The organism is Dehalococcoidia bacterium (genome assembly GCA_030018455.1).
Taxonomy (GTDB): Bacteria; Chloroflexota; Dehalococcoidia; order DSTF01; family JALHUB01; genus JASEFU01.
Map to the genome: position 1 here is coordinate 177,239 of JASEFU010000001.1, position 24,179 is coordinate 201,417.

The 24,179-nt window shown below is 65.8% G+C and carries 20 protein-coding genes; 13 read left to right on the top strand and 7 right to left on the bottom strand.

The genetic code is table 11. The annotated features are described in order from the left end of the window. Positions 1-31 precede the first annotated feature (31 nt). Positions 32-700, top strand: coding sequence for an A24 family peptidase (locus tag QME71_00875; protein ID MDI6856859.1), 669 nt, complete (start codon positions 32-34; stop codon positions 698-700). Between the two features lie 214 nt (positions 701-914). Beyond that, entirely contained in the window at positions 915-2,033 is a 1,119-nt protein-coding gene (locus QME71_00880) for a glycosyltransferase family 4 protein (protein MDI6856860.1), read from the top strand. A gap of 40 nt (positions 2,034-2,073) precedes the next feature. On the opposite strand, the gene QME71_00885 is transcribed toward QME71_00880, so the two are convergent. Continuing rightward, a complete protein-coding gene (locus tag QME71_00885) occupies positions 2,074-4,545 on the bottom strand; it encodes a plasma-membrane proton-efflux P-type ATPase (protein MDI6856861.1) in 2,472 nt (823 codons plus the stop codon). 168 nt (positions 4,546-4,713) lie between these two features. Here QME71_00885 and thyX point away from each other — a divergent pair, with 168 nt between their 5' ends. Beyond that, positions 4,714-5,550, top strand: a complete 837-nt coding sequence (thyX, locus tag QME71_00890; protein MDI6856862.1) for an FAD-dependent thymidylate synthase — start codon at positions 4,714-4,716, stop codon at positions 5,548-5,550. A gap of 35 nt (positions 5,551-5,585) precedes the next feature. Here thyX and QME71_00895 read toward each other — a convergent pair whose 3' ends face one another. Next, complete coding sequence (locus QME71_00895; GenBank protein ID MDI6856863.1) at positions 5,586-6,935, bottom strand: MFS transporter; 1,350 nt, start codon at positions 6,933-6,935, stop codon at positions 5,586-5,588. Between the two features lie 208 nt (positions 6,936-7,143). On the opposite strand from QME71_00895, the gene QME71_00900 reads away from it, so the two are divergent. Genes QME71_00900 through QME71_00920 form a run of 5 tightly spaced genes read left to right on the top strand, consistent with a single transcriptional unit; the run spans position 7,144 to position 13,373 of the window. Then, entirely contained in the window at positions 7,144-8,427 is a 1,284-nt protein-coding gene (locus tag QME71_00900; protein ID MDI6856864.1) for a CoA transferase, read from the top strand. Next, positions 8,427-9,704 (top strand): CoA transferase, encoded by a 1,278-nt coding sequence (locus QME71_00905; GenBank protein ID MDI6856865.1) that lies wholly within the window; start codon positions 8,427-8,429, stop codon positions 9,702-9,704. The genes QME71_00900 and QME71_00905 overlap by 1 nt, the downstream gene beginning before the upstream one ends. 53 nt (positions 9,705-9,757) lie before the next feature. Then, positions 9,758-10,375, top strand: coding sequence for a LysE family transporter (locus QME71_00910; protein ID MDI6856866.1), 618 nt, complete (start codon positions 9,758-9,760; stop codon positions 10,373-10,375). Positions 10,376-10,425: 50 nt separating this feature from the next. Beyond that, positions 10,426-12,066, top strand: a complete 1,641-nt coding sequence (locus QME71_00915) for a thiamine pyrophosphate-binding protein (GenBank protein ID MDI6856867.1) — start codon at positions 10,426-10,428, stop codon at positions 12,064-12,066. A gap of 5 nt (positions 12,067-12,071) precedes the next feature. Continuing rightward, complete coding sequence (locus tag QME71_00920; GenBank protein MDI6856868.1) at positions 12,072-13,373, top strand: MFS transporter; 1,302 nt, start codon at positions 12,072-12,074, stop codon at positions 13,371-13,373. A gap of 2 nt (positions 13,374-13,375) precedes the next feature. On the opposite strand, the gene QME71_00925 is transcribed toward QME71_00920, so the two are convergent. Further along, positions 13,376-14,497, bottom strand: coding sequence for a lysylphosphatidylglycerol synthase transmembrane domain-containing protein (locus tag QME71_00925; GenBank protein ID MDI6856869.1), 1,122 nt, complete (start codon positions 14,495-14,497; stop codon positions 13,376-13,378). 166 nt (positions 14,498-14,663) lie between these two features. Between QME71_00925 and QME71_00930 the strand changes: the two genes are divergently transcribed. After that, a complete protein-coding gene (locus QME71_00930) occupies positions 14,664-16,184 on the top strand; it encodes an NAD(P)/FAD-dependent oxidoreductase (GenBank protein ID MDI6856870.1) in 1,521 nt (506 codons plus the stop codon). A gap of 62 nt (positions 16,185-16,246) precedes the next feature. Here the strand turns inward: QME71_00930 and QME71_00935 are convergent, their stop codons facing one another. After that, entirely contained in the window at positions 16,247-17,107 is an 861-nt protein-coding gene (locus tag QME71_00935) for a deoxyribonuclease IV (protein ID MDI6856871.1), read from the bottom strand. Between the two features lie 272 nt (positions 17,108-17,379). On the opposite strand from QME71_00935, the gene QME71_00940 reads away from it, so the two are divergent. From QME71_00940 to QME71_00950, 3 genes are read left to right on the top strand one after another with little or no spacing between them, the layout of a single operon-like run. Next, complete coding sequence (locus tag QME71_00940; protein MDI6856872.1) at positions 17,380-17,709, top strand: cupin domain-containing protein; 330 nt, start codon at positions 17,380-17,382, stop codon at positions 17,707-17,709. A 16-nt stretch (positions 17,710-17,725) separates the two neighbouring features. After that, positions 17,726-18,352 carry a prolyl oligopeptidase family serine peptidase gene (locus QME71_00945; protein ID MDI6856873.1) on the top strand — a complete coding sequence of 209 codons (627 nt, stop codon included), beginning with the start codon at positions 17,726-17,728 and terminating at the stop codon, positions 18,350-18,352. 24 nt (positions 18,353-18,376) lie between these two features. Next, complete coding sequence (locus QME71_00950; protein ID MDI6856874.1) at positions 18,377-19,432, top strand: hydroxyacid dehydrogenase; 1,056 nt, start codon at positions 18,377-18,379, stop codon at positions 19,430-19,432. On the opposite strand, the gene QME71_00955 is transcribed toward QME71_00950, so the two are convergent. Beyond that, the gene (locus tag QME71_00955; protein ID MDI6856875.1) at positions 19,419-20,594 is read right to left on the bottom strand and encodes an acyl-CoA dehydrogenase family protein; all 1,176 of its coding nucleotides are present in this window, start codon (positions 20,592-20,594) and stop codon (positions 19,419-19,421) included. The two genes, QME71_00950 and QME71_00955, sit on opposite strands and share 14 nt — an antisense overlap. A gap of 158 nt (positions 20,595-20,752) precedes the next feature. Between QME71_00955 and dut the strand changes: the two genes are divergently transcribed. Further along, on the top strand, positions 20,753-21,196 hold the full coding sequence (dut, locus tag QME71_00960; GenBank protein ID MDI6856876.1) for a dUTP diphosphatase: 444 nt from the start codon (positions 20,753-20,755) through the stop codon (positions 21,194-21,196). Between the two features lie 41 nt (positions 21,197-21,237). Here dut and QME71_00965 read toward each other — a convergent pair whose 3' ends face one another. Both QME71_00965 and QME71_00970 read right to left on the bottom strand, forming a co-directional pair. Then, positions 21,238-22,704 (bottom strand): NADH-quinone oxidoreductase subunit N, encoded by a 1,467-nt coding sequence (locus QME71_00965; protein ID MDI6856877.1) that lies wholly within the window; start codon positions 22,702-22,704, stop codon positions 21,238-21,240. Positions 22,705-22,708: 4 nt separating this feature from the next. Continuing rightward, the gene (locus tag QME71_00970; protein ID MDI6856878.1) at positions 22,709-24,178 is read right to left on the bottom strand and encodes an NADH-quinone oxidoreductase subunit M; all 1,470 of its coding nucleotides are present in this window, start codon (positions 24,176-24,178) and stop codon (positions 22,709-22,711) included. Position 24,179 lies beyond the last annotated feature (1 nt).

The window sequence follows — 24,179 nt, forward strand, 5'->3', positions numbered from 1 at the left end:
AGAGACACCACCTCACCTTACGGAGCGACGAATGCAGCATAATTGGCGCAACGAGCTGGTAATCGGGAGACAGCGACGTCTTGCCACCGCTTCCCGTGTTTCGTCCGGAGCCGGCGGCCCGGATGACGCTGAGATGGCGCCGCTCTCCCCCTCCGCCTCCGCCTTTGCCCGCAGTCCCTGGCCGCGGTTGCTGTTTGCCGCCGTAGCGCTCGCCGTTATCGTCGGGGCGGCGTTCCGTTACCAGGACGTATCGCAGGTTGCGGTGATAGCCGTCTACGCCGCCGTCCTCGTCTCCTGCGCCGCCACCGACCTGGCCACCTTCCGTGTCCCGAACGTCATCACCTACCCTGCTATCCTTTTCGCCGTGCTCGTAGCCGCCATCATGCCGGGGGCCGACTTCCTTTCGGCGATTGCGGGCGGAGGCGTAGCGTTCGGGCTGATGCTGTTCGCGCTCATCGTCTCGCGCGGCGCCATGGGCCTGGGCGATGTCAAGCTCGCCACCTTCGCCGGCTTTGCCGTCGGCTGGCCGCTCATCGCCCCCACGCTTATCCTCATGGCGCTGGCGGGCGGTGTCTCCGCGTTCATTCTCCTTGTACTGCGGGTGAAGGGCCGCCGCGACCCGATACCGTACGCGCCGTTCATATCTGTTGGCGCCCTGACGGTCATCCTCTGGCAGGGAACGGCCTTCGCCGCGCTCTGACGCATACGCCCTCGACGGGCTGTGCGCGTCGGAGCAGCGCACGGGCAGTTACGTCGTTTGCCTCGGGGGTTGCCAGGCGGGCAAACGCGTAGTATAATCGGTGATGGTTCCCTCGTTGACCTAGCTTCAGGATAGATCACCCGCGGTCCCCTCGTAATAACTACCGGGTTGCAGGAAGGGGTTACCTTCATCACGCAGGAAAGGAGGCGTGCGAATGAAGATTCTCCACATTGCGCCTCTCTGGGAGCGGGTGCCTCCCCTTGCCTATGGTGGGACAGAGGCGGTCGTCAGCGTGCTCTGCGAAGAGTTGGTGCGGCGCGGCCACTCCGTGCGCCTCGCTGCCAGCGGCGACTCCCGGACCAGCGCGGATCTCTTCTCCATCTATCCGCGCAGTCTGCGCACCGCTGACGACCTCGAAGACAAGCTGCCCTACCAGTTGCTTCACGCGGCGCTCGCCCTCAAAGAAGCGTCCTTATTCGACATTATTCACAACCACAACGCCGAGATCGTCATGGCGATGAGCCACCTGGCAGACGTTCCAATGCTCACCACCATGCACAATCTCATCACTCCCGACACGAAGATCATCTGGGACCACTACGACGGCTGGTATAACACGATTAGCGACGCCGAGAAGGCGAACATGCCAGCAATCGCGAACGAGAACTACGTCGGCACGATCTACAACGCCATCGACGTGGAGACCTTCCCCTACCAGGAGGAGAAAGACGACTACCTTCTGTTCCTCAGCCGTATCTCCCCCGACAAGGCGCCCCACCTCGCTATCGAAGTCGCGAAACGCCTGGGCATGCGCTTGATAATCGCCGGCAAGATCGACCCCAACCCGACGGATGAGCTGTACTTCCGCATGCAGGTGGCCCCGCTCATCGATGGGCAGCAGATCACGTTCTTCGGCGAAGCGACAGGCGTTCAGAAGCGCGCCCTCTATGCCAGAGCCCGCGCCCTCGTCATTCCGCTGTGCTGGGAGGAGCCTTTCGGCCTGGTGCTTGCGGAAGCGATGGCCTGCGGCACGCCCGTGGTCGCGTTCCAGCGCGGCGCCGCGCCGGAGGTCGTCGTTGACGGCGAGACCGGCTTCCTGGTCGACGATCTCGATTCGATGGTCGAGGCAGTGCGACACGTGCACGACATTGATCCACGTCGTTGCCGTGAGGTCGTGGAGGATCGGTTCTCGCCCGGGAAGATGGCCGAGGCTTACGAGAGGGCCTACCAGCAGATACTGTCGGGTATCACAGTGAGGCCGCTGCGCGCTCTGACTCCCGTTCCCGCGCCCCTCGCCGGCCAGCCTGCCGCGAAGGGCGCCATCGTCGCCTGAGCGCCGTCCCCCTACGAAATTCTGGCCGCGCCTGCAGCAACTAGCCCGCCGGCGCGGCCGCTGTCTTGCGCTCTCGGCCTCTCCGGAGCAGGCCATGCACTGCTGTCTTCACGAAGTCCTGCGGCAGGAACAGGGCGAGATCGTAGCCCCACACGAGAGCGGCCCAACGCCAGTCCAGGGGCTTCATCAGGAACCCCGATACGGCGATTATCGTGGCCAGCACCTGAGTCCCCATAACCGCCGCCACCAGAACGGAGGCCGGCCGCGTCGACCAGAAAGGGCCCCTCGTGCGGGCGGCGAACAGCGTCAGATGCCCGCCGACCGACAGGTTGAGGTAGACAAAGGTCTGGGCGACCTCGCTGTCAAGGCCGACCACCCTTTCCGCCAGCAGGAAAGCGCCGAACGACCGGCCGGCGGCGAACAGGCCAAGAGCAGTAGCCATTCCCAACACCACCCGCATGTCCCATGCTTCGGGGCGGTTTGAGTAGCGGGCCCTGTCGTAGGCAATCGAGAGTATGGCGCCATCGTTCAGCATCGCCAGCAGCACGATCATGGTCGCCGTCACGGGGCGGGAGTTGAAGATGAGGATGGAGAGGCCGAGGAAGACAAGCAGCGCGAACGTCTCCGCGATGCGATAGATTGCGTAGTTCGTCATCCGCTGGAATATGCGCCTGCTCTCCTTGATAGCGTCCACTATCGTCGCCAGGCCCGGCCGCAGCAGCACGATGTCGGCAGCGGCGCGGGCGGCGTCGGTCGCCCCGGAGACGGCGATGCCCGCGTCGGCCTTCTTGAGGGCGGGCGCATCATTGACGCCGTCACCGGTCATCCCCACGATGTGCCGCTTCGCCTGCAACGCTTCGACGATGCGGTACTTGTGATCGGGGAAGACCTGTGCGAAGCCGTCCGACGCCGCCACCAGCGCCGCGAGCCGCTCCGGCGAGTCCCGGATGTCGGTGTCGAACACCTTGGCATCGAGCACGTTTTCGCCCAGACCGAGCTCTCTCGCCACCTCCTTCGCGATGGCGACCTGATCACCGGTCACCATCTTGATCTCAATGCCCATCGCCTCGGCCGCTTCCACCGTCTCCTTTGAGTCCTCGCGAATCGGGTCGTACAACGGTATGACGCCGAGAAAGCGCCACTCGCTTTCGTCGTCGGCCCGTGCGACCCCCAGCGAGCGAAACCCACGCCCGGCGAACTCGCCGACCACCGCCGTCACCTTCTCTTCCAACCGGGGCGCTTGCGGGTCCAGTGCCAGAATGACCTGCGGCGCCCCCTTGGTGACTCTGAACCGTGTTCCGTCTGCCGCCTCCACCGTTGCCTGGGTGCGCTTCCTCACGGGATCAAACGGTTGAAACTCGGTCACGTGAAATCCGGGCGCCACGACGCCGTCGGCCCCCCTGAGCACGGCCATGTCTATCGGGTCCTGGTCTTCTTCGCGAGAAGCGAGCGCCGCCGCCAGGAGTATGTCCTCACGCGCCGGGCCGTCCACAGCCGCCGGGTCGCCCGCCGTCAGCCGGTTCTGGGTGAGCGTGCCCGTCTTGTCGGAACAGAGCACGTCGATGCCGGCGAGTTCCTCTATCGCCGGCAGGTGCGTAACAACCGCCTCCTGCCTCGCCAGCCTTCGCGCGCCCAGCGCCATGGTCACCGACATGACAGCCGGCATGGCGACAGGCACGGACGCGATGGTGAGTACGAGCGCCAACTGGATCATCTCCAGCAGCGGGTTCCCTCTGACCGCGGAGACCCCCAGTATCAGAACGGCAAGGGTGAGCGCGACCGCTATCAGGTAGTTCGCTATCCTTACGACTGCCTGCTGGAAGTGGCTTCGCGTCTCCGCCTCTTCGACAAGTTGCGCCGTCTTGCCGAAGTAGGTAGCTCGCCCCGTCGCATAGACCAGGGAATCTACCTCGCCCTGCTTCAAGATGGAGCCTGAATAGAGGACGTCCCCGCTCTTCTTGTCCACGGGCAGCGACTCGCCGGTCAGCGCCGACTGGTCCACCTGCGCCGTCCCTTCGAATAGCCTCGCGTCCGCCGGCACAACGTCGCCGATGCGCAGACGCACCACGTCGCCGGGCACGAGCTCGCGCGCGGGGATACTTCGCCACTTGCCGTTCCGTTTCGCCCTCGCGTTGGGCGCCAGTTGGGCCTTCAGGGCCGCGATTGAGCTCGCCGCCTGAAACTCCTCCCGAAAACCGACGACGGCGTTCAGCAGCAGCAGCGCCAGTATGACCGCCAGGTCGGGCCAGTGACGGAGGGTGGCCGAGAGGATAGCCGCAACCTCGATCATTACGGGGATGGGGCCCCAGAAATAGGAGAGGAACTTGGTGACGAGGTTCTCTTCCTTCTCCGGCAGCTCGTTGGGGCCGTACTCAGTGAGACGCTTCGTCGCATCCTCGTCGGTTAGCCCTTCCTCGGAAGCGTCGAGACGCGCCCACAGGTCGGACAGCGGCGTCTCAGGAGAGGGGACGGGGGTGGAATCCGGAGACTCGCCTGCGGGACTCTTCTCCATGTCACGCCTCGATGGAGGAAGAAGGCCGTTGCCGTCCACGCGCCGTCGACTCTGGCGCTGCTAAGAGCTATTCTATCACTCGTGCCCACACTAGCCCGTTGACTCGGCCTCACTTACAATACATGTGCGAGTCAGCCATCAGGCTCTCATCACCCGCGGAGGTCTCCCTTGCCGGTCCAGGTCAAGCTCCTCGACCACACCCACGACCCCATACGCTCCCTTTACATCGCCTTCCGTACCGCGTACTCCTCGCTGACGCCGCAGGAGATAGGCGAGCGCATCGAGGCCGAGCGCATCACGCGACAGCAGATGCTCGACTTCGTCGAAAAGCGGCTACAGACGGGCCACGCCTCGCCGCTCGAGCAGGTCTGGTTCGAGTTCGCCATCTCGGGCGTAAGCCGGGCCTTCAGCCACCAGTTCGTGCGACACCGGGTCGGCATCAGCTTCGAGCAGCAGAGCCAGCGCTACGTCGTCTTCAAGGGCGGCGAGTTCCCCCACACGGTGCCGGAGACGGTGCGGCAGGCGGGCTACGAAGACAAGCTGCGGGACGCCTTCGCGGATATCGGGCGCCTCTATCAGGAGATGGTCGACGCCGGCATCCCCGCTGAAGACGCCCGCTTCCTCATACCGAACGCCGCCCACACCAACTTCAAGGTCACCGTAAATCTGCAGGCGCTCCTTCACATTTGCGATCTCCGTCTGTGCACGCGCGCGCAGTGGGAGTTCCGCAAGGTGGCGTCCCTCATGCGGGCGGAGGTGAACCGCGTCGCCCCCGAGCTGGCGCGACACCTCCAGCCGAAGTGCGGGGAGCGTCGCGTGGGCTATTGCGACGAGACGTACGAGGACTGGGAGGCGTGCCCCATCGGGCGGAAGCGGCCGCACAAGCGCGACCTGTTCGCCCTGTTCGACGCGCACCGTCGTGGCGAGCTCGCCCCGCTTGCAGAAGAGGAGTTCCGCCTCATCGCCGGTGAATCAGAGGCGAGCGAGCGCGAAGAAGCCTACTAAGCGCCATTCTAGACGGCCTTGAGGAAGCGGCCGGGCTAGGCTTCGCCGCTTTCTTCGACGGCGAGCGCCCGCGCTGGCGCGTTCAGCAGGTGATAGTTCGGGTAGAACAGCCGCATCGCCACCATCAGCACTACCAGCGTCACCCCCAGCCCCACCACCACCTCCTGCACGCCCACCACATCGGCCAGCGCGGCCACCGGCATCGCCACCACCGGCATCATCGACCACGTCAGCATGTAGACCGCCATCACCCGTCCGTGATAGCGGCGCTCCGCCGTGGTCAGGACAAGGGTGTTGTTGATGACCATGTAGCTGGTGAAGCTCATCCCCAGAAGAGCCAGCACCGGCAGCGACATCGCGAAGCTGCCCGCCAGCCCGAACAGGAACAGCCCGATCCCGAACACCACGCCCGTCAAGAACTGCGCCGTCCCCCGCCGGTTGAAGTCGCCCAGGGAACCGATGAGCAACGAACCCGCAGTCGCGCCGATCCCCGCCATCGTCGCCATGGCGCCGAGACCGCCCGGCCCGACACCGTACACGTCTTCGGCGAAGACGGGCAGCATGATCTGGAACGGCGCCCCCAGGAGCACCGGCAAGAGCGCCAGGATGAGCAGCGCCATCAGCACGTCGTGGCCGGCGATGTAGCGCACTCCCGCCATCATCCTCGTCGCCAGCGACAGCCTCGAATCCGCGTCCGATATGCCCGTCGATGGGACCTGCAACATACAGAAGAAGACGACGATGTAGAAGCAGGCGATCAGGTAGAACGTTCCCGTCATGCCGAAGAAGGGCACGCCGATGAGCGCACCCGCCAGGCCGGGCCCGACAATGCGGGTCGCCTGCATCGCCGCGTTGTTGAGGGCGATGGCGTTCATCAGCTCGCCCTCTTCAATCAGCTCCGGCACCCACGCCAGCCGGGCGGGAATCGCGAACGAGAAAACGGTGCCCTCGAGGAAGGCGAGCACCGCCAGGTGCCATATCTGGATCGCGCCGGTGTGGACGAGAACGGCCGCGCTTATGGCAAGCGCGAACAGCGCGGCCTGGCTTCCGAGTGTCAGCAGACGCTTATCGCTGCGGTCGGCAATCGCCCCGCCGAGCAGCGAGAACAGCGTCATCGGCGCTCCCCAGGCCAGGCTGACGACCCCGAGCGCCGCTGCCCGTCCCGTGAGATCGAACGCAAGCCAGCCGCGCGCGATCTGCCCCATGTTCATCGCCATGAAGTAGGCCAGCATCCCCATCCAGTACATGCGGAAATGGGGATTACGCAGGGTGGCGAAGGCCCTCACCCAGCCGCTATCGGTTCGGGGCTTCGCGTCGACGGCGAGGCCCGGTCTGACCCCTTCAGCTAAGAGGGGTTCGCTGGCTCCTTCCGGGGCATCAACCATTCGCTCGTCTCCATGGAGGCTGGTCGGTGGCGGGCTGGGAAAGCGACTCTGAGGACCAGATGGCCGCGCGGACGCGTCAACAACGTATAGGATACGTGTTCGCCCGCCGCCGCGTCAACGCGAACGAACGCCGCCGTTGACAACGGCCCCGTTTCCGGTAGAATCTCCTCAAGGCGGCCGCCGCCCTCGCATTGCGAAAGCAGGAACCTTGACCGACGACTCGGCCCTCAACGACATCCGCGTCCTCGACATTTCCGGTGAGATCGGCCTCTACTGCGCCAAACTGCTCGCCGACCTGGGCGCCGACGTGATCAAGGTCGAGCCGCCGGAAGGGCACCCGGGGCGTCGCTCCGGCCCTTTCTACCACGACGAAATCGACCCCGAGAAAAGTCTCTACTTCTTCAACCTCACCACCAGCCAGCGCAGCATCACCCTCAGCCTCCAAAACCCGGACGGCCGCGCCCTCTTCAAGCGGCTCGCCGCCACCGCCGATGTCGTCGTCGAGAGCTTCCCACCCGGCCACCTGGATTCACTCGGCCTCGGCTACGAGCATCTCTGTCGGATCAGACCCGACATCATCCTCGCCTCCATCACCGGCTTCGGCCAGTGGGGCCCGCACAGCCATTATCAATGGTGCGACCTGGTCGGCCTGGCGATGAGCGGCGTCATGTGGCTCGCCGGCGAGCCTGACGACCCGCCGAACCGCATCTACGGCAATCAAGGGTACATCTCCGCCTCCATCCAGGCGGCGTCCGGCATTCTCATGGCCCTCTATCACCGCGACGTGACCGGCGAGGGCCAGCAGGTCGACGTGTCGATGCAGGAGGCGCTCGCGCTCGCCCAGGAGACGGCCGCCCAGACGTGGGACATGCAGAAGGTGCTGCGGCGTCGCATCGGCGCCTGGCGCGTCCCCATGCTCCAGGTGCCCGGCATCGGCAACTACGCCTGCAAAGACGGCTACGTTTTCTGCTACCTCGGCACACCCGGCGGTGCCCCCTGGCCCGTCATGCTCGACTGGATGATCGAGGAAGGGGAAGCGCAGGACCTCACGGAAGAGCCGTACTTCTCCCTGATCCAGGAGCTGGGCCTGCCGCTGATCACGCAGTCGGTCGCGGACGCGGAGGCGATAGAACGTCTGGCGGCGCCGCTTGCCCGCATCCACGAGGTCCTGAGCGATTTCCTGGGCCGGCGCACAAAGGTGGAGATATACGACGAAGCGCAGCGACGCCGCCTGCTAATCGGCATGGTCAGCACCCCGAAGGACCTGGTCGAGGACGTGCAGCTCAACTATCGCCGCTACTTCCAGGACGTCGCGCACCTCGAGCTGGGGGAGACGCTGCGCTATCCGGGGGCGCCGGTCCACCTCTCCGAGACGCCCTGGCGCATCCGCCGCCGTCCGCCCTTCCTCGGCGAGCACAACGCCGAAGTATACGGCGAGGTGGGCATCGGCCCGGACGAACTTTTGACATTGACGGGCGCGGGCGTGATCTGATGAGCGAGAAGCTGCCACTCGAGGGAGTGAAGGTCGCCGACTTCAGCTGGTTCGGCGTCGGCCCGATCACCGCCAGGCTGCTGGGCGCGTTCGGGGCGCAGGTCGTGCGCGTCGAGTCGGAGTCGCGCCCGGACGGCCTCCGTTCACTGGCGCCCTTCCCTCCCGATAAGACGGGCTACAACGTCAGCGGCTGGTTCAACAACTACAACCCCGGCAAGCTCTCGCTCAGTTTGAACCTTAACCTGCCGAAGGGACGCGAGATCGCCTACCGGCTTGTCCGCTGGGCGGACATCTTCGTCAACAACTTCACCCCGAGCGTGGTGGAGCGCTGGGGGCTGACGTACGACGACCTTGTGAAGGTGAACCCCGACATCATCGCCGCCTATACGCCCATGCAGGGTCTCGACGGCCCCCGCCGCGACTACCTGGGCTTCGGCGCCGTGCTGGGACCGGTCGCGGGCTACAACCACCTCAGCGGCTTCCCCGACCGCGAGCCCGTCGGCCTCGGCACCAACTACCCCGACTACGTCGTCAACCCCGGCCACACGCTCGTCGCCATACTCGCCGCCCTGCGCTACCGCCGGAAGACGGGGCGCGGCCAGCGCATCGAGCTTGCCCAGATCGAGTCGTCCGTCTCCGCGCTCGGGCCGGCGCTGATGGACTACACAGTGAACGGCCGCGTCCAGACTCGCGCGGGGAACCGCGTGCCGAACGCCGCGCCTCACAACGCTTTCCCCTGCCAACGGGTCGCCCTCCCGCTGTGGCTCGAATTGGGGCTGGACGCCCTCGAGCGGCCGGGCGCCGACCGCTGGTGCGCCATCGCGGTATTCACCGACGAGCAGTGGCAAGGGCTCTGCGAAGCGATGGGCAACCCCGACTGGTGCCGCGACGAGAAGTTCGCCACCCTCCTCGGCCGCAAGCAGAACGAAGACGAGCTGGAGCGGCGCATCGGAGAGTGGACGCGGGACAAGCCCGCACACGATGTGATGGATTTGCTGCAGGCCCACGGCGTGCCCGCGGGCGCCGTCCAGACCGCGCAGGACGTGCTGGACAACGACGAGCACCTGAAGGAGCGCGGATATTATGTCTACCTGGAGCACCCCGAGGCCGGGCTCACCGCCTACGACGGCCCCGGCTTCCGCCTCTCGAAGACGCCGGGCCGCCTGCGCTCCGCTGCGCCTTGTCTCGGCGAGCACACGTTCGAGGTGTGCAAAGACATCCTCCAGATGGACGACGGGGAGATCGCCGACCTCGTCGCCGAACAGGTCCTCTTCTAGTCCGGTCACCGGTGCTTCTGCTACACTGGCATTGAATCTCGATAGGTGAGCTGTTGGACTTCGCGTTCCTTTTCAAGGGCATCGCCATTGGCTTTGCCATCGCCGTCCCCGTCGGCCCGATAGGCGCCATCTGCATCGGGCGCACGCTGAGCGAGGGCCGCGCCGCCGGCCTCGCCAGCGGACTGGGCGCCGCCACCGCCGACGCTGCCTTCGCCTCCGTCGCCGCCTTCGGCATCACCGCCGTATCCGACGCCCTCGTCGACCACAGCGACCCTTTCCGGCTCGCGGGCGGGCTGTTTCTTTGCTTCCTCGCGCTGCGAATGGCCCTCGTCACTCCGCCGCAGGCAGCAGTCGTTCCGTCGAGAGGCGGACTTGTCTCCGCCTACGCATCGACTTTCCTTCTGACGCTGACCAACCCATTGACCATACTCTCGTTCGCCGCCGTCTTCGCCGGACTCGACATCGTGAGCGAGGGCGGACGGACCGCGCCTGCCGTAGCCCTAGTCGCCGGCGTATTCGCGGGGTCGAGCGCGTGGTGGCTGGTGCTCAGCGGCGGCGTCGGCGCCCTGCGCTCGCGCCTCGGCCTGCGGGCGCTGCGGTCGGCGCGTCTGCTGTCGGCGGTTGTCATCGGCGGGTTTGGCGTCGCGGCGCTGGCTTCGCTCGCCCTTTAGTTCGGGTATACTTGGAGACCGAAGCAACGCGACTTCTAAGGAGAGAAGCGATGGCAGAGATTGACGGCGGCGAGCTTGTGGCCCGCGCGCTCGAAGCGGAAGGGATCGATTGCATCTTCACCCTCACGGGCGGCCACATCATGAACATCTACACCGCCTGCGTCGCTCACGGCATCAAAGTCATTGACACGCGCCACGAGCAGGCAGCCGGCCACGCCGCCGAAGGCTGGGCGCGAATTAAGCGCCGGCCGGGCGTCGCCGTCGTCACCGCCGGCCCCGGCGTGACCGATATCGTGACCGCCGTCGCCAACGCCTACCACAACCGCAGTCCGATGCTCGTCATCGGCGGCGCGAGCGCTCTATCGCAGCTCGGGATGGGCGCCCTCCAGGAGATGGAGCAGGTCGACCTCATGAACCCGATCACGAAGTGGGCGGGCGCCTGCTACCGCACAGAGCGCATCCCTGAGTACCTGGCGACCTGCTTCCGCACCGCCATGACCGGCCGCTACGGCCCCTGTTTCCTGGAGCTGCCGATCGACGTCCTGTTCGGAAAGGTGGAAGAGGCGTTCGCCCGGATCCGTGAGAACTACCGCCCGGCCGGACGCGTCGCCGGCGACCCCACGCTCATCGCTGAAGCGGCGCGGCTGCTGGCGAAGGCGGAACGTCCCGTCGTCATCGCGGGCAGCGAGGTCTACTGGTCGGAGGCCCACGACCAGTTGCGACTGCTCGTCGAGCGGCTGCAGGCGCCTGTTTACCTCAACTCGATGGCCCGCGGCTGCGTCCGCCGCGACCACCCCCTCTTCTTCTCCCGCACGCGGCGCGCCGCGCTGACCGAAGCCGACGCCGTCCTCATTCTCGGCGTGCCGCTCGACTTCCGCCTCGGCTACGGCCGCGACGTCCCCGAGGGACGTAGCGTCATCCACGTCGACATCGACCCCGCCGAGATCGGACGCAACCGCAGCTACACCGTCGGCATCGAGGGCGATGCGCGGCTCGTGCTCGACGCCCTGCTCGCGGACCTCGGCGAGAAGACGGCGCCGCCGCGCGAGTGGGTCGCCGACCTCCGGCATCGCGAGCAGCGGATCGAGGAGGAGCGCCGCCGCTGGCTGGAATCGGACGCCGTTCCTATTCACCCGCTGCGCCTCTGCAACGAGATGGCCGCGTTCGTCGACGACAACACGTTGGTCGTCGGTGACGGCGGCGATATCGTCAACCTTGCTTCGCAGGTGCTGCCGGTCAATAACCCCGGCCAGTGGTTCGACCCCGGCCCGATGGGCACGCTGGGCGTGGGCACTGGCTTCGCCATTGCCGCGCAGATTACGCATCCCGAGAAGCGCGTGCTCATGGTGAACGGCGACGGGTCCTTCGGCTTGAACGGCTTCGAGTTCGACACCATGGTCCGCTGCGGGCTGCCCGTCGTGTCCGTGGTAGGGAACGACCGCCAATGGGGCCAGATAGCAATGGCCCAGCTCAAAGCCTACGGCGACCAGGGCGTGATAGGCTCGCTCCTTGCCGACAACGCCCGCTACGATAAGGTAGTCGAGGGGCTCGGGGGACACGGCGAGTTCGTGGTGGAGCCGTCGCAGATCCGTCCCGCCCTTGAGCGGGCCTTTGCTTCCGGCAAGCCCGCCTGCGTCAACGTCTTGACGGACCCCCGGCCACCGGGCGTGACATCTGCCGAACCGGTCTGACCGCCTTGGAAACAGAAGCCGAACTGCCCATCGATTCGGAGGTTGCCGCTCGGCCCGCGGCGGCGGCGAAGCGAGCGCGCGCGGGTGTGCTGCCCAGCGCGGCCACTTTCTCGTCCCTCGCCTACTCCAACTACCGCTACATGTGGCTGGGTCAGCTCGGACACTCCGCTTCGCTGTGGATGGAGCAGGTCGCGAGGCCCGTCCTCATCCTCGACCTCACGGGATCGGCGTTCCTCGTCGGCCTGGTGATGGCGACGCGCATGGCCCCCATGCTCATCTTCGGCCTGGTGGCGGGCGTAGCCGCCGACCGCATGGACAAGCGGGGCCTCCTGCTGACGACACAGGCGGTCACAATGGCCACCCACTTCGCGCTCGCCTTTCTCGTCCTTTCCGGCGCCGTCGAAGTGTGGCACGTGTTCGTCACCGCCTTCATTAGTGGCACCTCGATGTCGTTCAACCAGCCGGCGCGGCAGTCGCTCATCCCCCGGCTGGTGCCGCAGGAGGCGCTGCTCAATGCCGTCGCCCTCAACACGGCCGCCATGAACGTGATGCGAATCGGCGGCGGGGCGCTTGCCGGCGTCCTTCTCATACCGCTCGGCATCGGCGGCGTCTATCTGATGAACGGGATACTCTTCATCGGCGTGATGGCGGTCACGTGGGCGATCCGTGTCGAACGGGAGGTCAGGACGGCTGTCGAGGGTGGCGCTTCGTGGCTGCGGGAGCTCGGCGAGGGGCTGGCCTTCGTCACCCGCGGCCACCTTGTCTACGTCGTTGCGCTCGCCTTCATCCTCTTCGTTTTCGGCTTTCCGTACCAGGGCGTGTTTGTACCGCTGCTGGCGATAGACGTGCTCGGCCTCGGCGATTCGGGTGTGGGCTGGCTCGTGGCGACGACGGGCGTGGGCGCCCTCATCGGCTCCCTCGCGATGGCGACGCGTCAGCGCTTCGAGCGGCGCGGCATCCTGCTGCTGGCGTTTCTCGGCGTGTTCAGCGGCGCCCTCATCCTCACGTCGCAGAGCACGTGGATCGCCCTCACGATAGTCACGCTGATCATCGTCGGGGCGGCCGGCGTCTCCTACATGGCGCTGACGACGACGATTCTGCTCGAGAACAGCCCGCCGGAGCTTCAGGGAAGGGTGATGAGCGTGGTGAGCCTCGACAGGGGGCTGGTACCGCTGGGCGCGGTAATCGCCGGCGCGCTCGCGTCCGCTCTCGGCGCGCAGACGGGCCTACTCGTTATGGGCGCCGTCTGTCTGGTCCTGACGGCCGGGGCGGCTATTGTCTCCCCGCGACTGCGAGCGCTCGACTAGCGCTACCCCATCCCCGGCCACCTTTGCGGCCCTTCCTCATCCTCTCCCTCCTCTGCGGGACCTTCCACCGCCGACCCCTTCATTTCTTCTCCGCCGCGCATCTCTTTCCTGCCCAAGGACATGATGTCGCGGAGGCTCAGGTTGAGGAACCAGACCGCGAGCAGCCCTGTGATCGTGATCCAGATGATGGTGAAGATGTGCGTCCCAAAAGCGTACGCCGCCGCCACCGATCGGTTCGCGCCCAGGCCTGCCGCCACCTCCTGGACAACGAACTCGTATGTCCCCAGGTTCCAGGGCGTTATCGGCAGCGAGACGATGAGGTTGGCGCCGATCATCACGACGATGTACTCGTGCGGCTGAAGGCCCAGCCCGAAGGCGAGTCCGAGCAGCCAGAACATCAGTGCCTCCACCAGCCAGGCGGGAAAGGAAATTGCGAGCACCCTTCCCAGCCGCGGCATCTCCCGCATCGCCTGAAGCCCTTCGAGCAACTGGGGCACGATCTCTGCGATGCGGCGGCGGGCATTGTCCGAGAAGATGCGCGTCCACCGCGACTCGGCAAGGTGACGCGGCGGCCGTATGCGCGCGATAAGCAGCAGGCCGATGAAGGCGGTGAGCGCGCCCAACGAAAGGCCGAGGACCAGTTGCGCCGGTACCGCCGGCAGCCCCAGAAAAGTCAGCACCGCGAGCAGCAACACGAAGAAGGTGAACGCGTCGAACACCGTCTCCACAACGATGACGGAGGAGGTCAGCTCGGCGCGCGGTATCCCGAAGCGTTCCGCCGGCACCTGGATGCGAAGCACATCGCCGGCGCGAAAGGGGATGGCGTTGTTCGTCATGTTCGACACCAGGTAGATGCCGAAGAGCTCGGCCACCGGGGCGCGCTCCGTCGCCTTGAGCAGCATCTGCCAGCGAATGGAATGAAGCAGCTTGGAGAGGGAAAAGACAATAAGAGCGGGCAGCACCCAGCCGTAATTAACGGCGCCGAAGGTCTCAATCGTCTGGCGGATGTCGACCCGCCAGATCAGTATGCCGATGAAGACCGCGGAGATGAGAAACTGAAGCGGGAGCCGGTGCTGAACGATCAGGTGAATCGGGTTCAGGCTCTCCTTGTGATCCTTAGACATTCACCCGAGCGCGATGCGCCCCCTCCTGAGCTCATCTCCTCGAACGCATAGTAACACAGCGACGGCCTCTTTCGCATCGCTGCGGGCGTCCTCCCCACCGGACGGACGAGGTTCTGTCGCGCGATCGGGGGTGGTACAATCGCCAAAAGGACGCGGGAGGAAACGCATGACTGAACAGCGCGACGTGATAGTGATCGGGTCCGGAATAGGAGGGCTTTCGGCGGCGGCATCGCTGGCGAAAGCGGGCCTGAAGCCGCTCGTCCTGGAGCACCACTTTCTGCCCGGCGGCAACGCCTCGACCTTCCGCCGCAAGCGCATGTTCGACTTCGATGTCGGGCTGCACTACATCGGCGGCTGCCAGCCCGGCGGGCTCTTTCTCACGCTTCTCAAGAACATCGGCATCGAGGAAGAGATCGAGTTCCTGCCCATGGACCCCGATGGCTTCGATACCCTCATCTTCCCCGACCTGACGTTCCGCGTGCCCGCGGGCTGGGAACGCTACCGCCAGAGGCTGCACGAAGCTTTCCCCCAGGAGAAGGCGGCCGCCGACCGCTTCCTGGAGTTCGTCCACGCCGTGACGGGCAGCGCACCCGCGCCGGCCGTGCCCGACGTGCAGCGGAGACTGGGCAAGCCGCCCGCCGACTGCACGCTGGAAGAGGTCTTCGACGCCCTGGAATGCAGCCTGCGCCTGAGACACGTCCTCGCGTCCTTCAGCGGCACATACGCGGCCCCTCCTTCGCGCGCCTCCGCCGTCACCCACGCCGGGCTGATGGCGCACTACATCCCTTCCGGCGGCTACTTCGTCAGAGGCGGGGGACGCGCCCTTATCGACGCCCTCGTGGGCGCCATCGAGAAGAACGGCGGCGAGATCAGGCTGCGCTCCCGCGTCCGGCGCATCATCGTCGAGAACGGCGCCGCCCGTGGCGTCGAGCTCGCTTCCGGCGAGGCGCTCCGCGCCAATACCGTCATCTCCAACGCCGACGCCAAGCGCACCTTGCTGGAAATGGTGGGGCGCGAGCACCTGGGCCGCGAGACGGTCGAGAAGGCGGAGCAGGGGCGCATGGCGCTGCCCCTGTTCGTCACCTACCTCGCGATGAAGCGCGACGTGCGCGAACTCGGCATACCCAACACGAACTACGGCGTCGCGACGCGCTACAACATGGAGGAGCAGTACGCCGCCTGCTACGCCGGCGAGGTCCCCGAGGAGCCCCGGGTCTTCATTTCCATCGCGTCCCGCAAGGACCCTGAGAGCCGCAACATCGCGCCCGAAGGCTACACCAACCTCCAGCTCATGACCATCGCGCCCGCTGCCGTGACCACATGGGGCGCCGAGACCGGCCCGGCGAGTGGCGGCCGCTACCGGCACACGCCGCCCTACGTCGAAGCGAAGAAGCTGTTGGAGGAGCGGATGCTCGCCCAGGTCGAGCGCATGATGCCGGGCTTCATCCGCGACGTCGTCTGGCTGGAGTCGGCGACGCCGCTCACGCAGGAGCGCTTCACGCTGTCGACGGGCGGGACGAGCTACGGGCTGGAGCACACCGTCGAGCAGGCGCGGCGCGGTCGCTTCCCGCTGGCGACCGAGATAAGCGGTCTGTACCTTGTGGGAGCGAGCACGCTGGGGCACGGCATCGCGGGGACGATGGTGAGCGGCGTCGCCGCCGCCGGCGCCATTCTCTCGAGTCGCTAGCTCCATCGCCCGTGCCGCGCTGGGCGCCGCGTGCCGCGTCCCTCGACGCAGCGCAAGTCTTTCTACCCGCCGTTCCCCAGCGCCTCAGCGCGTATCGACTTCAGGATGTCGAGGTTCTCCTTGTCCGGCCCCTGGTTCGCGAACCCCGGTATCTCCAGGATGAACGGCAGATCACGGAACGCGGGGTGCGACATTATGTTCAGGAAGCCCTCGCGCCCGATGCGTCCCTCCCCGATGTTCTCGTGCCGGTCGCGGACCCCCCCCAACGGCGTTTTCGAATCGTTGGCGTGCACCGCCACCAGCCGCGCCAGCCCGATCTCGCGTTCGAACTCGTCCAGCGTTGCCTCCAGCCCGTCGCGGGTCGCCACGTCGTAGCCCATCGCGAAGGCGTGCTGCGTGTCGAGGCAGACCTTGATGCGCCCGTCTCCGGCCTCGCGGATAACCCGCCCCAGCTCTGAGAATTTCGCGCCCACGCTTCCACCCATGCCGGCGCTGTTCTCCAGAATTAGCCAGCAGCCGGCCGGGCAGCTCGCCATGACCTCGGCGGTGACCGCGATGACCTGCGGGAACACGGCGTCGAGCCCCGCGCCGTGATGGCTCCCCAGATGCAGGATGCTGCCCGCCGCGCCGATGCGCCCGCACAGCTCAAGATCGGCGATGATCGACGCCTTCCCCTTGACCAGATGATCGGGGTTATCGGCGGCGAAGTTGATGAGATAGACGGCGTGCAGGAAGACGGGGTCGATGCCGGCGGCCGCCCGCTTCTCGCGGAAGAGCGCGACCTCCTCGTCGGGTATCGCGCGGCGACGCCACATCTGGGGCGCCGACCCGAAGATCTGGATGGTTTCGGCGCCCATCGCCTGCCCGCGGTCGATGGCCTTGTCCAGCCCGCCCGCAGTCGATACGTGCAGTCCCAGTCTCATACGCGGCTCGCTTCCTGCGTCTCCTGCGCCCATTATAGCAGCCTGACGGTTGCCACTCCCCAGATGGAGCCGGCATCCTGCCCGCGTAGAGTCGCTTGCGGCCCTGATTCAAACGCTCCTCCTCCTGAGTACGCCTTCCTTCGACGTCCGCTTGTCCGCCTCATGTCCGTCACAGGCCGCTCGCCCCCCGTTTATGCGCGCTACCCTCTTGTTGTACCATTGCCCTCAAGAGGCTCGAGAGTCACGCGCCCTTTCTGAAAGGAAACGCAAATATGAAGGTCCAGGACTACCGCGACGTCACGGCCCGCGAGGAGCTGCCCGGCGTCACCCTTCGCGTCGTCATCTCGGAAGAAGACGGCGCGCCCAACTTCATTATGCGCGTCTTCGAGGTGCAGCCCGGGGCATCGACCCCCTGGCATACACATGATTGGGAGCACGAAGTGTTCGTGCTGGCCGGCGAGGGCCAGGCCGTCTCAGCCGGGGGCAGGACGCCTATCGAGCCCGGCTCCGTCGTCTTCGTCGCCCCCAACGAGCAACACCAGTTCGTCAATGCCGGCTCCGACGTTCTTCGCTTCATCTGCTGCATCCCGCGGAAAGCGTGATCCTGCGCGTCGTCTCATGAGCGGCGAGCTTATCCGCATCGAAACCGAGCGCGGCCCCATCTCCTGTCTCTACCACCGCGGCAAGCAGGGCGGCGGAGCCGTCATCTGGGTCGGCGGCACCGACGGCGGCTTCGACGGCCCGGCAGACTCCATATACGCCGACCTCGCCGAAGACCTTGTGGAAGACGGGATCGGCTCGCTGCGCCTCGATTTCCGGCGCCGCGACGCGCCCGGCATCGTCTCCGAGGGCGTGTACGACGTGCTGGCGGGCGTTGCCCTCCTCAAGAACAAAGGCGTGGGCAGGATCGGGCTCGTCGGCCATTCTTTCGGCGGCGCCGTCGTCATAACAGCCGCCGCCCTCTCCCCCGACGTGAGCGCCGTCGTCACCCTCAGCACCCAGACGGCGGGCACCGCGCCCGCGCCGCGGGTGGCGCCGCGTCCCCTCCTCCTCGTTCACGGCGAACTCGACAGGCGCCTGCCGCCCGCCTGCTCCGAATACGTATACGAGCGCGCCGGCGAACCCAAAGAACTGGTCATCCTGCCCGGCGCCAAGCACAGCCTCCGCCAGCGTCGCCGCGAGCTGCGCGAGCTACTTCGAGCGTGGCTGCGGGAGAAAGTGGGCGCGACGGGGGGTACGGTATAATCGAAATAGAGAGGAAATTCGAGGATGCGCGAGTGGCCGCGGACCAAGGTCGTTCTCTTTGAGGTGCAGCCCTGGGAGAGGCAGTTTTTGCCGCCGGAGACTCCGCGCCTCGATCTTACGGCTGTCCCCGAACTCCTTACGTCGGCAACACTGGCGCAAGCGCGCGACGCGGAGGTAGTCTCCGTCTTCATTCGCTCCCAGATCACCCGAACCGTACTTTCTGAGCTGCCCCGGCTCAGGCTCATCGCCACCCGCAGCACCGGCTACGACCACATCGATTTGCAGGCCTGCGACGAGCGGGGAGTTACCGTCTCCAACGTCCCCTCCTACGGCGAGAACACCGTCGCCGAGCACACCTTCGCCCTCATCCTCGCCCTCTCACGCAACACACACCGCGCGTACCAGCGCACTGTGCAGGGCAACTTCGCGCTCGAAGGGCTGGAGGGCTTCGATCTGAAGGGGAAGACTCTGGGCGTCGTCGGCGCGGGCAACATTGGGCTGCACGTGATCCGAATCGCCAAGGGCTTCGCGATGGAGGTGCTTTCCTACGACGTGCGCCAGGACCACCTGCTGTCGGAAGTCCTGGGCTTCCAGTACGTCCCGCTCGAAGAGCTACTGCGGCGCTCCGACATCGTGACTCTGCACGCCCCCTTGATGCGGGAGACGTACCACCTCATGAATGAGCGCACGCTGCGGATGATGAAGCGCGGCGCCCTGCTCATCAACACCGCCCGCGGCGCTCTCGTCGACACGAATGCCCTGATCCAGGCGCTGGACCAGGGCATTGTGGGCGGAGCAGGGCTCGACGTCCTCGAGGGCGAGGAGCTCATCCAGGAGGAGAGCCAGCTACTCACCGATGGGGTCGCTGAGGACAAGCTGAGGGTGCTGCTTCAGAACCACATCCTCATGCGGCGCCCCAACGTTGTGATAACGCCGCACATCGGCTTCTTCAGCCGCGAGGCGCTGCAGCGAATCATCGAGGCGACGATCGAGAACGTCGAAGCGTGGCTCGACGGCAGCCCGCGCAACGTTGTTAACCGTCCGCAGCCGGCCGGCGAGGCCGCCGCTAGCGGATCCTGACGCCGCCGCTGATGGCGCGGGCAATCACGATCCGCTGGATCTCATTCGCTCCCTCGAATATCTGGAATATCTTGGCGTCGCGCATCCACTTCTCGACAGGGAACTCGCTCACGTAGCCGTACCCGCCAAGGATCTGCACCGCGTCCACCGTCGTCCGCATGGCGACATCCGACGGGTACGCCTTTGCCATGCTGCCCTCTGCCCGCCAGAAAGGAACGCCTGCGTGCGACATCCAGGCGGCGCGCCATATCAGAAGACGCGCGGCGTCGAGCTCGATCGCCATGTCCGCCAGCTTGAAGGCGATCGCCTGGTTCATGATCAGCGGCCGCCCGAACTGCACCCGCTCTTTCGAGTAGTCAAGCGCGTACTCGAACGCGGCCCGGCCGATGCCGAGTGCGAAGCAGCCGATCATGGGGCGCGTGCGCTCGAGGGCATTGAGCGCCCCCAAAGCGCCGCTTCCACCGCCCGTGCCGGGGGCAGCGCCCGGCGGAGGGCCGAGGCGATTACGTGCCGGAACGCGGCAGTCGTCGAGCACCACGTCGGCGGTATGGGAAGCGCGGATACCCATCTTCTTCCACACCGTCCCCATGGACAGTCCGGGCGTCCCCTTTTCGATGGCGAAAGCGCACAAGCCGCCCCACTTCTTGCTCTTGTCTTCCGTCGCGAAAACGACATGCACGTCAGCTATGCCGCCGTTGGTAATGAACCGCTTTGTGCCGTTGAGGACGTAGTCGTCGCCGTCACGCACCGCCGTCGTCGAGATGTTCGCCACGTCTGAGCCCGCCTCCGGTTCAGTCAGGCAGTAGGCTCCCAAACGCAGCTCGGTCTCCGTGCTCAGGCACTTCGGCACCCATTCCTTTTTCTGCTCGTCAGTGCCCATCGCCATGATGGCGGCGAGAGCCAGACCGCTGGAGGAGATGGAGAGAGCGACGCCGCCGTCGCCCCACGAAAGCTCCTCCGTTATCAGCACCGACGTCAGCGCCGAGCCGCCGGCCATCATCCCTGCTGAGAGGCCAAGCTGGTTCGCCTTGAGCATGATGTCGCGCGGCAGTTCCTCGTGCTCGTCGTAGTACTGCGCCCGCGGCCGTATCTCCTTCACCGCGAACTCGTGCGCCAGCTGCTGGACCATCCGCTCTTCTTCGTTCAGTCCGAAGTCGGCCATTCTAACCTCCAAACTAACTTGTTCATCCGTCGACCGGCGCAATTCTAGCACAAGGCGATTCTGAACAATAGCGACGGCAAATACAGGAATCGGAGATAGCTCTTGCCCGCTTCGACGCCCCCTCATATACTCCTCAGCGAGGACGCAAGGACCGCGCGATGCAAGTAGAGAAGCTTCTCAAGGTCAAACGGCTGCGACCGCACGCCCGGCTGCCGGAACGCGCTACCGCCGGCTCCTCAGGCTTCGACCTCTACGCCTGCATCGATGACCCCGGTTACGTTATCGTTGGACGCCACCCGGTGCGCGTCGGAACCGGCATCGCCATCGAGTTCCCGCCCGGCTTCGACGTGCAGGTACGCCCTCGCTCCGGGCTGTCGGCAAAAGGTGTCGGCGTCACCTTCGGCACCATCGATAGCGACTACCGCGGGGAAGTGCTGGTGACGATGTACGTCTTCGGCGAAACTGAAGAGCACCGCATAAACCACGGCGACCGCATCGCACAGCTTGTGGTCACGCGCCTCGCCGACCTGCCGCTGGCGGAGGTGCCGGAGCTGAGCGTCACCGCCCGCGGCGACGGCGGCCACGGCTCCACCGGCCACTGACGCAGACTGGAACCGCTATCGCGCCGCTGCGCATCTTGGGTCTAGGAGAAAATGCGCACCGCCGTCTCGCTCGCCGAGATGAGCGGCGTCGGGACTACGCCCACTATCGCGACACCCAGAGTGACGGCAGCCAGTGAAATGCTTGCCGGCCAAGGCGTCGGGATGCCTTCCTCGCTGGGCGCCGGCGCGAGGAATATCTGGCTCACGACCCGCAGGTAGTAGAACGCCGCTATCACCGTGTTGAGCACGGCGACCACCACCAGCCAGACGAGGTCGCTCTGGACGGCGGTGTTGAAGATGTACACCTTGGCGACGAAGCCCGCGGTCGGCGGCAGGCCCGTCAGCGACACCAGGCAGAACGCCAGCGCAAAGCCCAGAAGCGGCGCCCGCCGGAAGAGGCCGCCGTAGTCGTCGATCTGGTCGCTGCCGATCTTGTTCGAGATGATGATGACGGCAACGAAGGCGCCCAGGTTGGTCAGGGCGTACGCCGCAAGGAAGAAGACGACGCCGCTCGCGCCCAGCGCCATGTTGCCTGCTGCCGATATCGCCGCCATGCCCACCATGAAGTTCCCCGCCTGGGCGATGGAGCTGTAACCGAGCAGACGTTTGATGTTCGTCTGCACGAGGGCAATGATATTGCCCACCGTCATCGATATCGCCGCCAGCACCGCAAATAGCATCGACCAGTCGCCGCTGATGAAGTCGCCACCCAGCCCCTCGTAGAACACGCGCAGCACCACCGCGAACGCCGCCGCCTTGCTGCCTACGGAGAGGTAAGCGGCCACCGGCGTCGGCGCCCCTTCGTACACGTCGGGCACCCACATCTGGAACGGCACAATCGCCATCTTGAAGGCGAAGCCGACGGCGAGAAACACCATCGACATGATGAGCGCCGCCCGGATGTCCGAGTCCGCCGCCGCCACCGTCGCCGCGATGCTGGGCTCGCCCTCGGCGCCCGTCAGCTTCGTCGTCCCCGATAGGCCGAACAGGAACGCCATGCCGTAGAGGATGACGGCGGAGCTTATCGCGCCCAGCAGGATGTACTTCAGGCCCGCTTCCGTCGACCGCCGGTCGCGCAGGAACGCGGCGAGCACGTACTGCGAGATGCTCGTCAGCTCGAGGGCCACGAAAATGGCGATGAGGTCGCGCGTTCCCGCCAGGAGCATCAGGCCCGCCGCCGAAGCCAATATCAGCGCGTAGTATTCGCCCTGGTAGCGCTCGAACTTCTGCACGTAGTCGATAGATGACAGGATGACGACGGCGGCAATCCCGGCGAACAGGAAAAGGAAGAAGATGCTGAAGTCGTCCACCGACAGCGCCCCGGCGAACGCTTCCGCCTGCCGGTCGCGCAGGACGAAGGTGAGCGTCCACACAACCGATGCGAGGACTCCCGTCAGACCGAGCCACGGCAGCCAGCGCTTGTCGCGCAGGACGAGGTCGGCCAGCACCACCAGACCGGCAGCGGCGATGAGCGCCAGCTCAGGGCCCAGGAGGTCTATGTTGTCCACCTTCTTACCCCAGTCTCGCGATTATGGGCTCGATGCCCATGTCCAGAACGTCGACGATGGCGGACGGGTAGACGCCCACACCGATGATCACCGCGACCAGCGCCGCCATCGGTATATGCTCCCACCAGCTCGAGGCGTCTCCCAGCTCCGCCCACTCCTCGGTCTTCGGACCAAAGAACACGCGCTCCACCATCCACAAGATGTAGCCGGCGGTGAGCACGATGCCCACGACGGCAAAGATAGTGGCGGGCGCGAACGCTTTCACGCTCCCTAGGAACACCATCGCTTCCGCGACGAAGCCGGACATGCTCGGCAACCCCAGAGAGGCGAGGCCCGCGATCACCATCACCGTCGCGATCACGGGCATGTGATGAGCTAGCCCCCTTAGCACCGCGATATCGCGGGTATGAGTCCGGTTGTACACCAGCCCCACCATCACGAAGAGGAGGCCGGTAATCGTGCCGTGCGTGAACATCTGCAACGCGGCGCCAGTCAGCGCCACCTGCCCGAAAGCGGCGATGCCGAGCAACACGTAGCCCATATGGCTCACGCTGCTATAAGCGATGAGCCGCTTGAGGTCGGTCTGGCGGAGGGTGACCAGCGCGCCGTAGATCACGCTTATCGCGGCGAACGCCGCCAGCCAGACGCCGTAGTCCTTCGCGACTTCCGGCAGGATGCTCACACAGATGCGTATCATCCCGTAGCCGCCCATCTTCAGCAGCACACCTGCCAGTATCACGCTGACCGCGGTCGGCGCGTCCGTATGGGCGTCGGGCAGCCAGGTGTGGAACGGGAACACGGGCAGCTTGATGGCGAAGGCGGCGAAAATCAGGAAGAAGATCGCGGGCAGCGGCAGGAGCGTGTCGCGGATGTCCGCCTCCATCAGCACCGTCATATCGAAGCTCTGCGGGTCGGCGGAGAAGGCGAGCACCAGTATGCCGACGAGCATCAGCGCGCTGCCGGCGATCGTGTAGAGCACGAACTTGATTGCGGAGTATTCCTTGCGGCCGGTGCCCCATATCGATATCAGCATGTACATGGGCACCAGCTCGACTTCCCAGAAGAGGAAGAACAGTATGAGGTCGAGCGAGGTGAACACCCCCAGCACGCCCGTCTCGAGGACGAGCATCCACGCGAAGTACTCTTTCGGCCGGAGGTCTATGTTCCACGAGATGAGCACCGCCAGCACGAAGAGGAAGGTGGTGAGGATGACCATCACCAGCCCCAGGCCGTCGACGCCGAGGAAGTATTGGATGTCGAAGCCGGCGCTGCCCGCCCTTATCCAGCGGATCTGCTCGGTGAACTGGAAGCCGGAGGCGTCGCGGTCAAACAGGGCGAAGGCGGCCAGCGAGACCACAAAAACGATGGTCGCGACCACTGCCGCCATCTGCTTCGCCCGCTGCTCCTGCTGTCGCGGCAGGAAGGCAATCGCCAGCGCCCCCAGGACCGGAAAGAAGACGATGAATGTAAGCAAG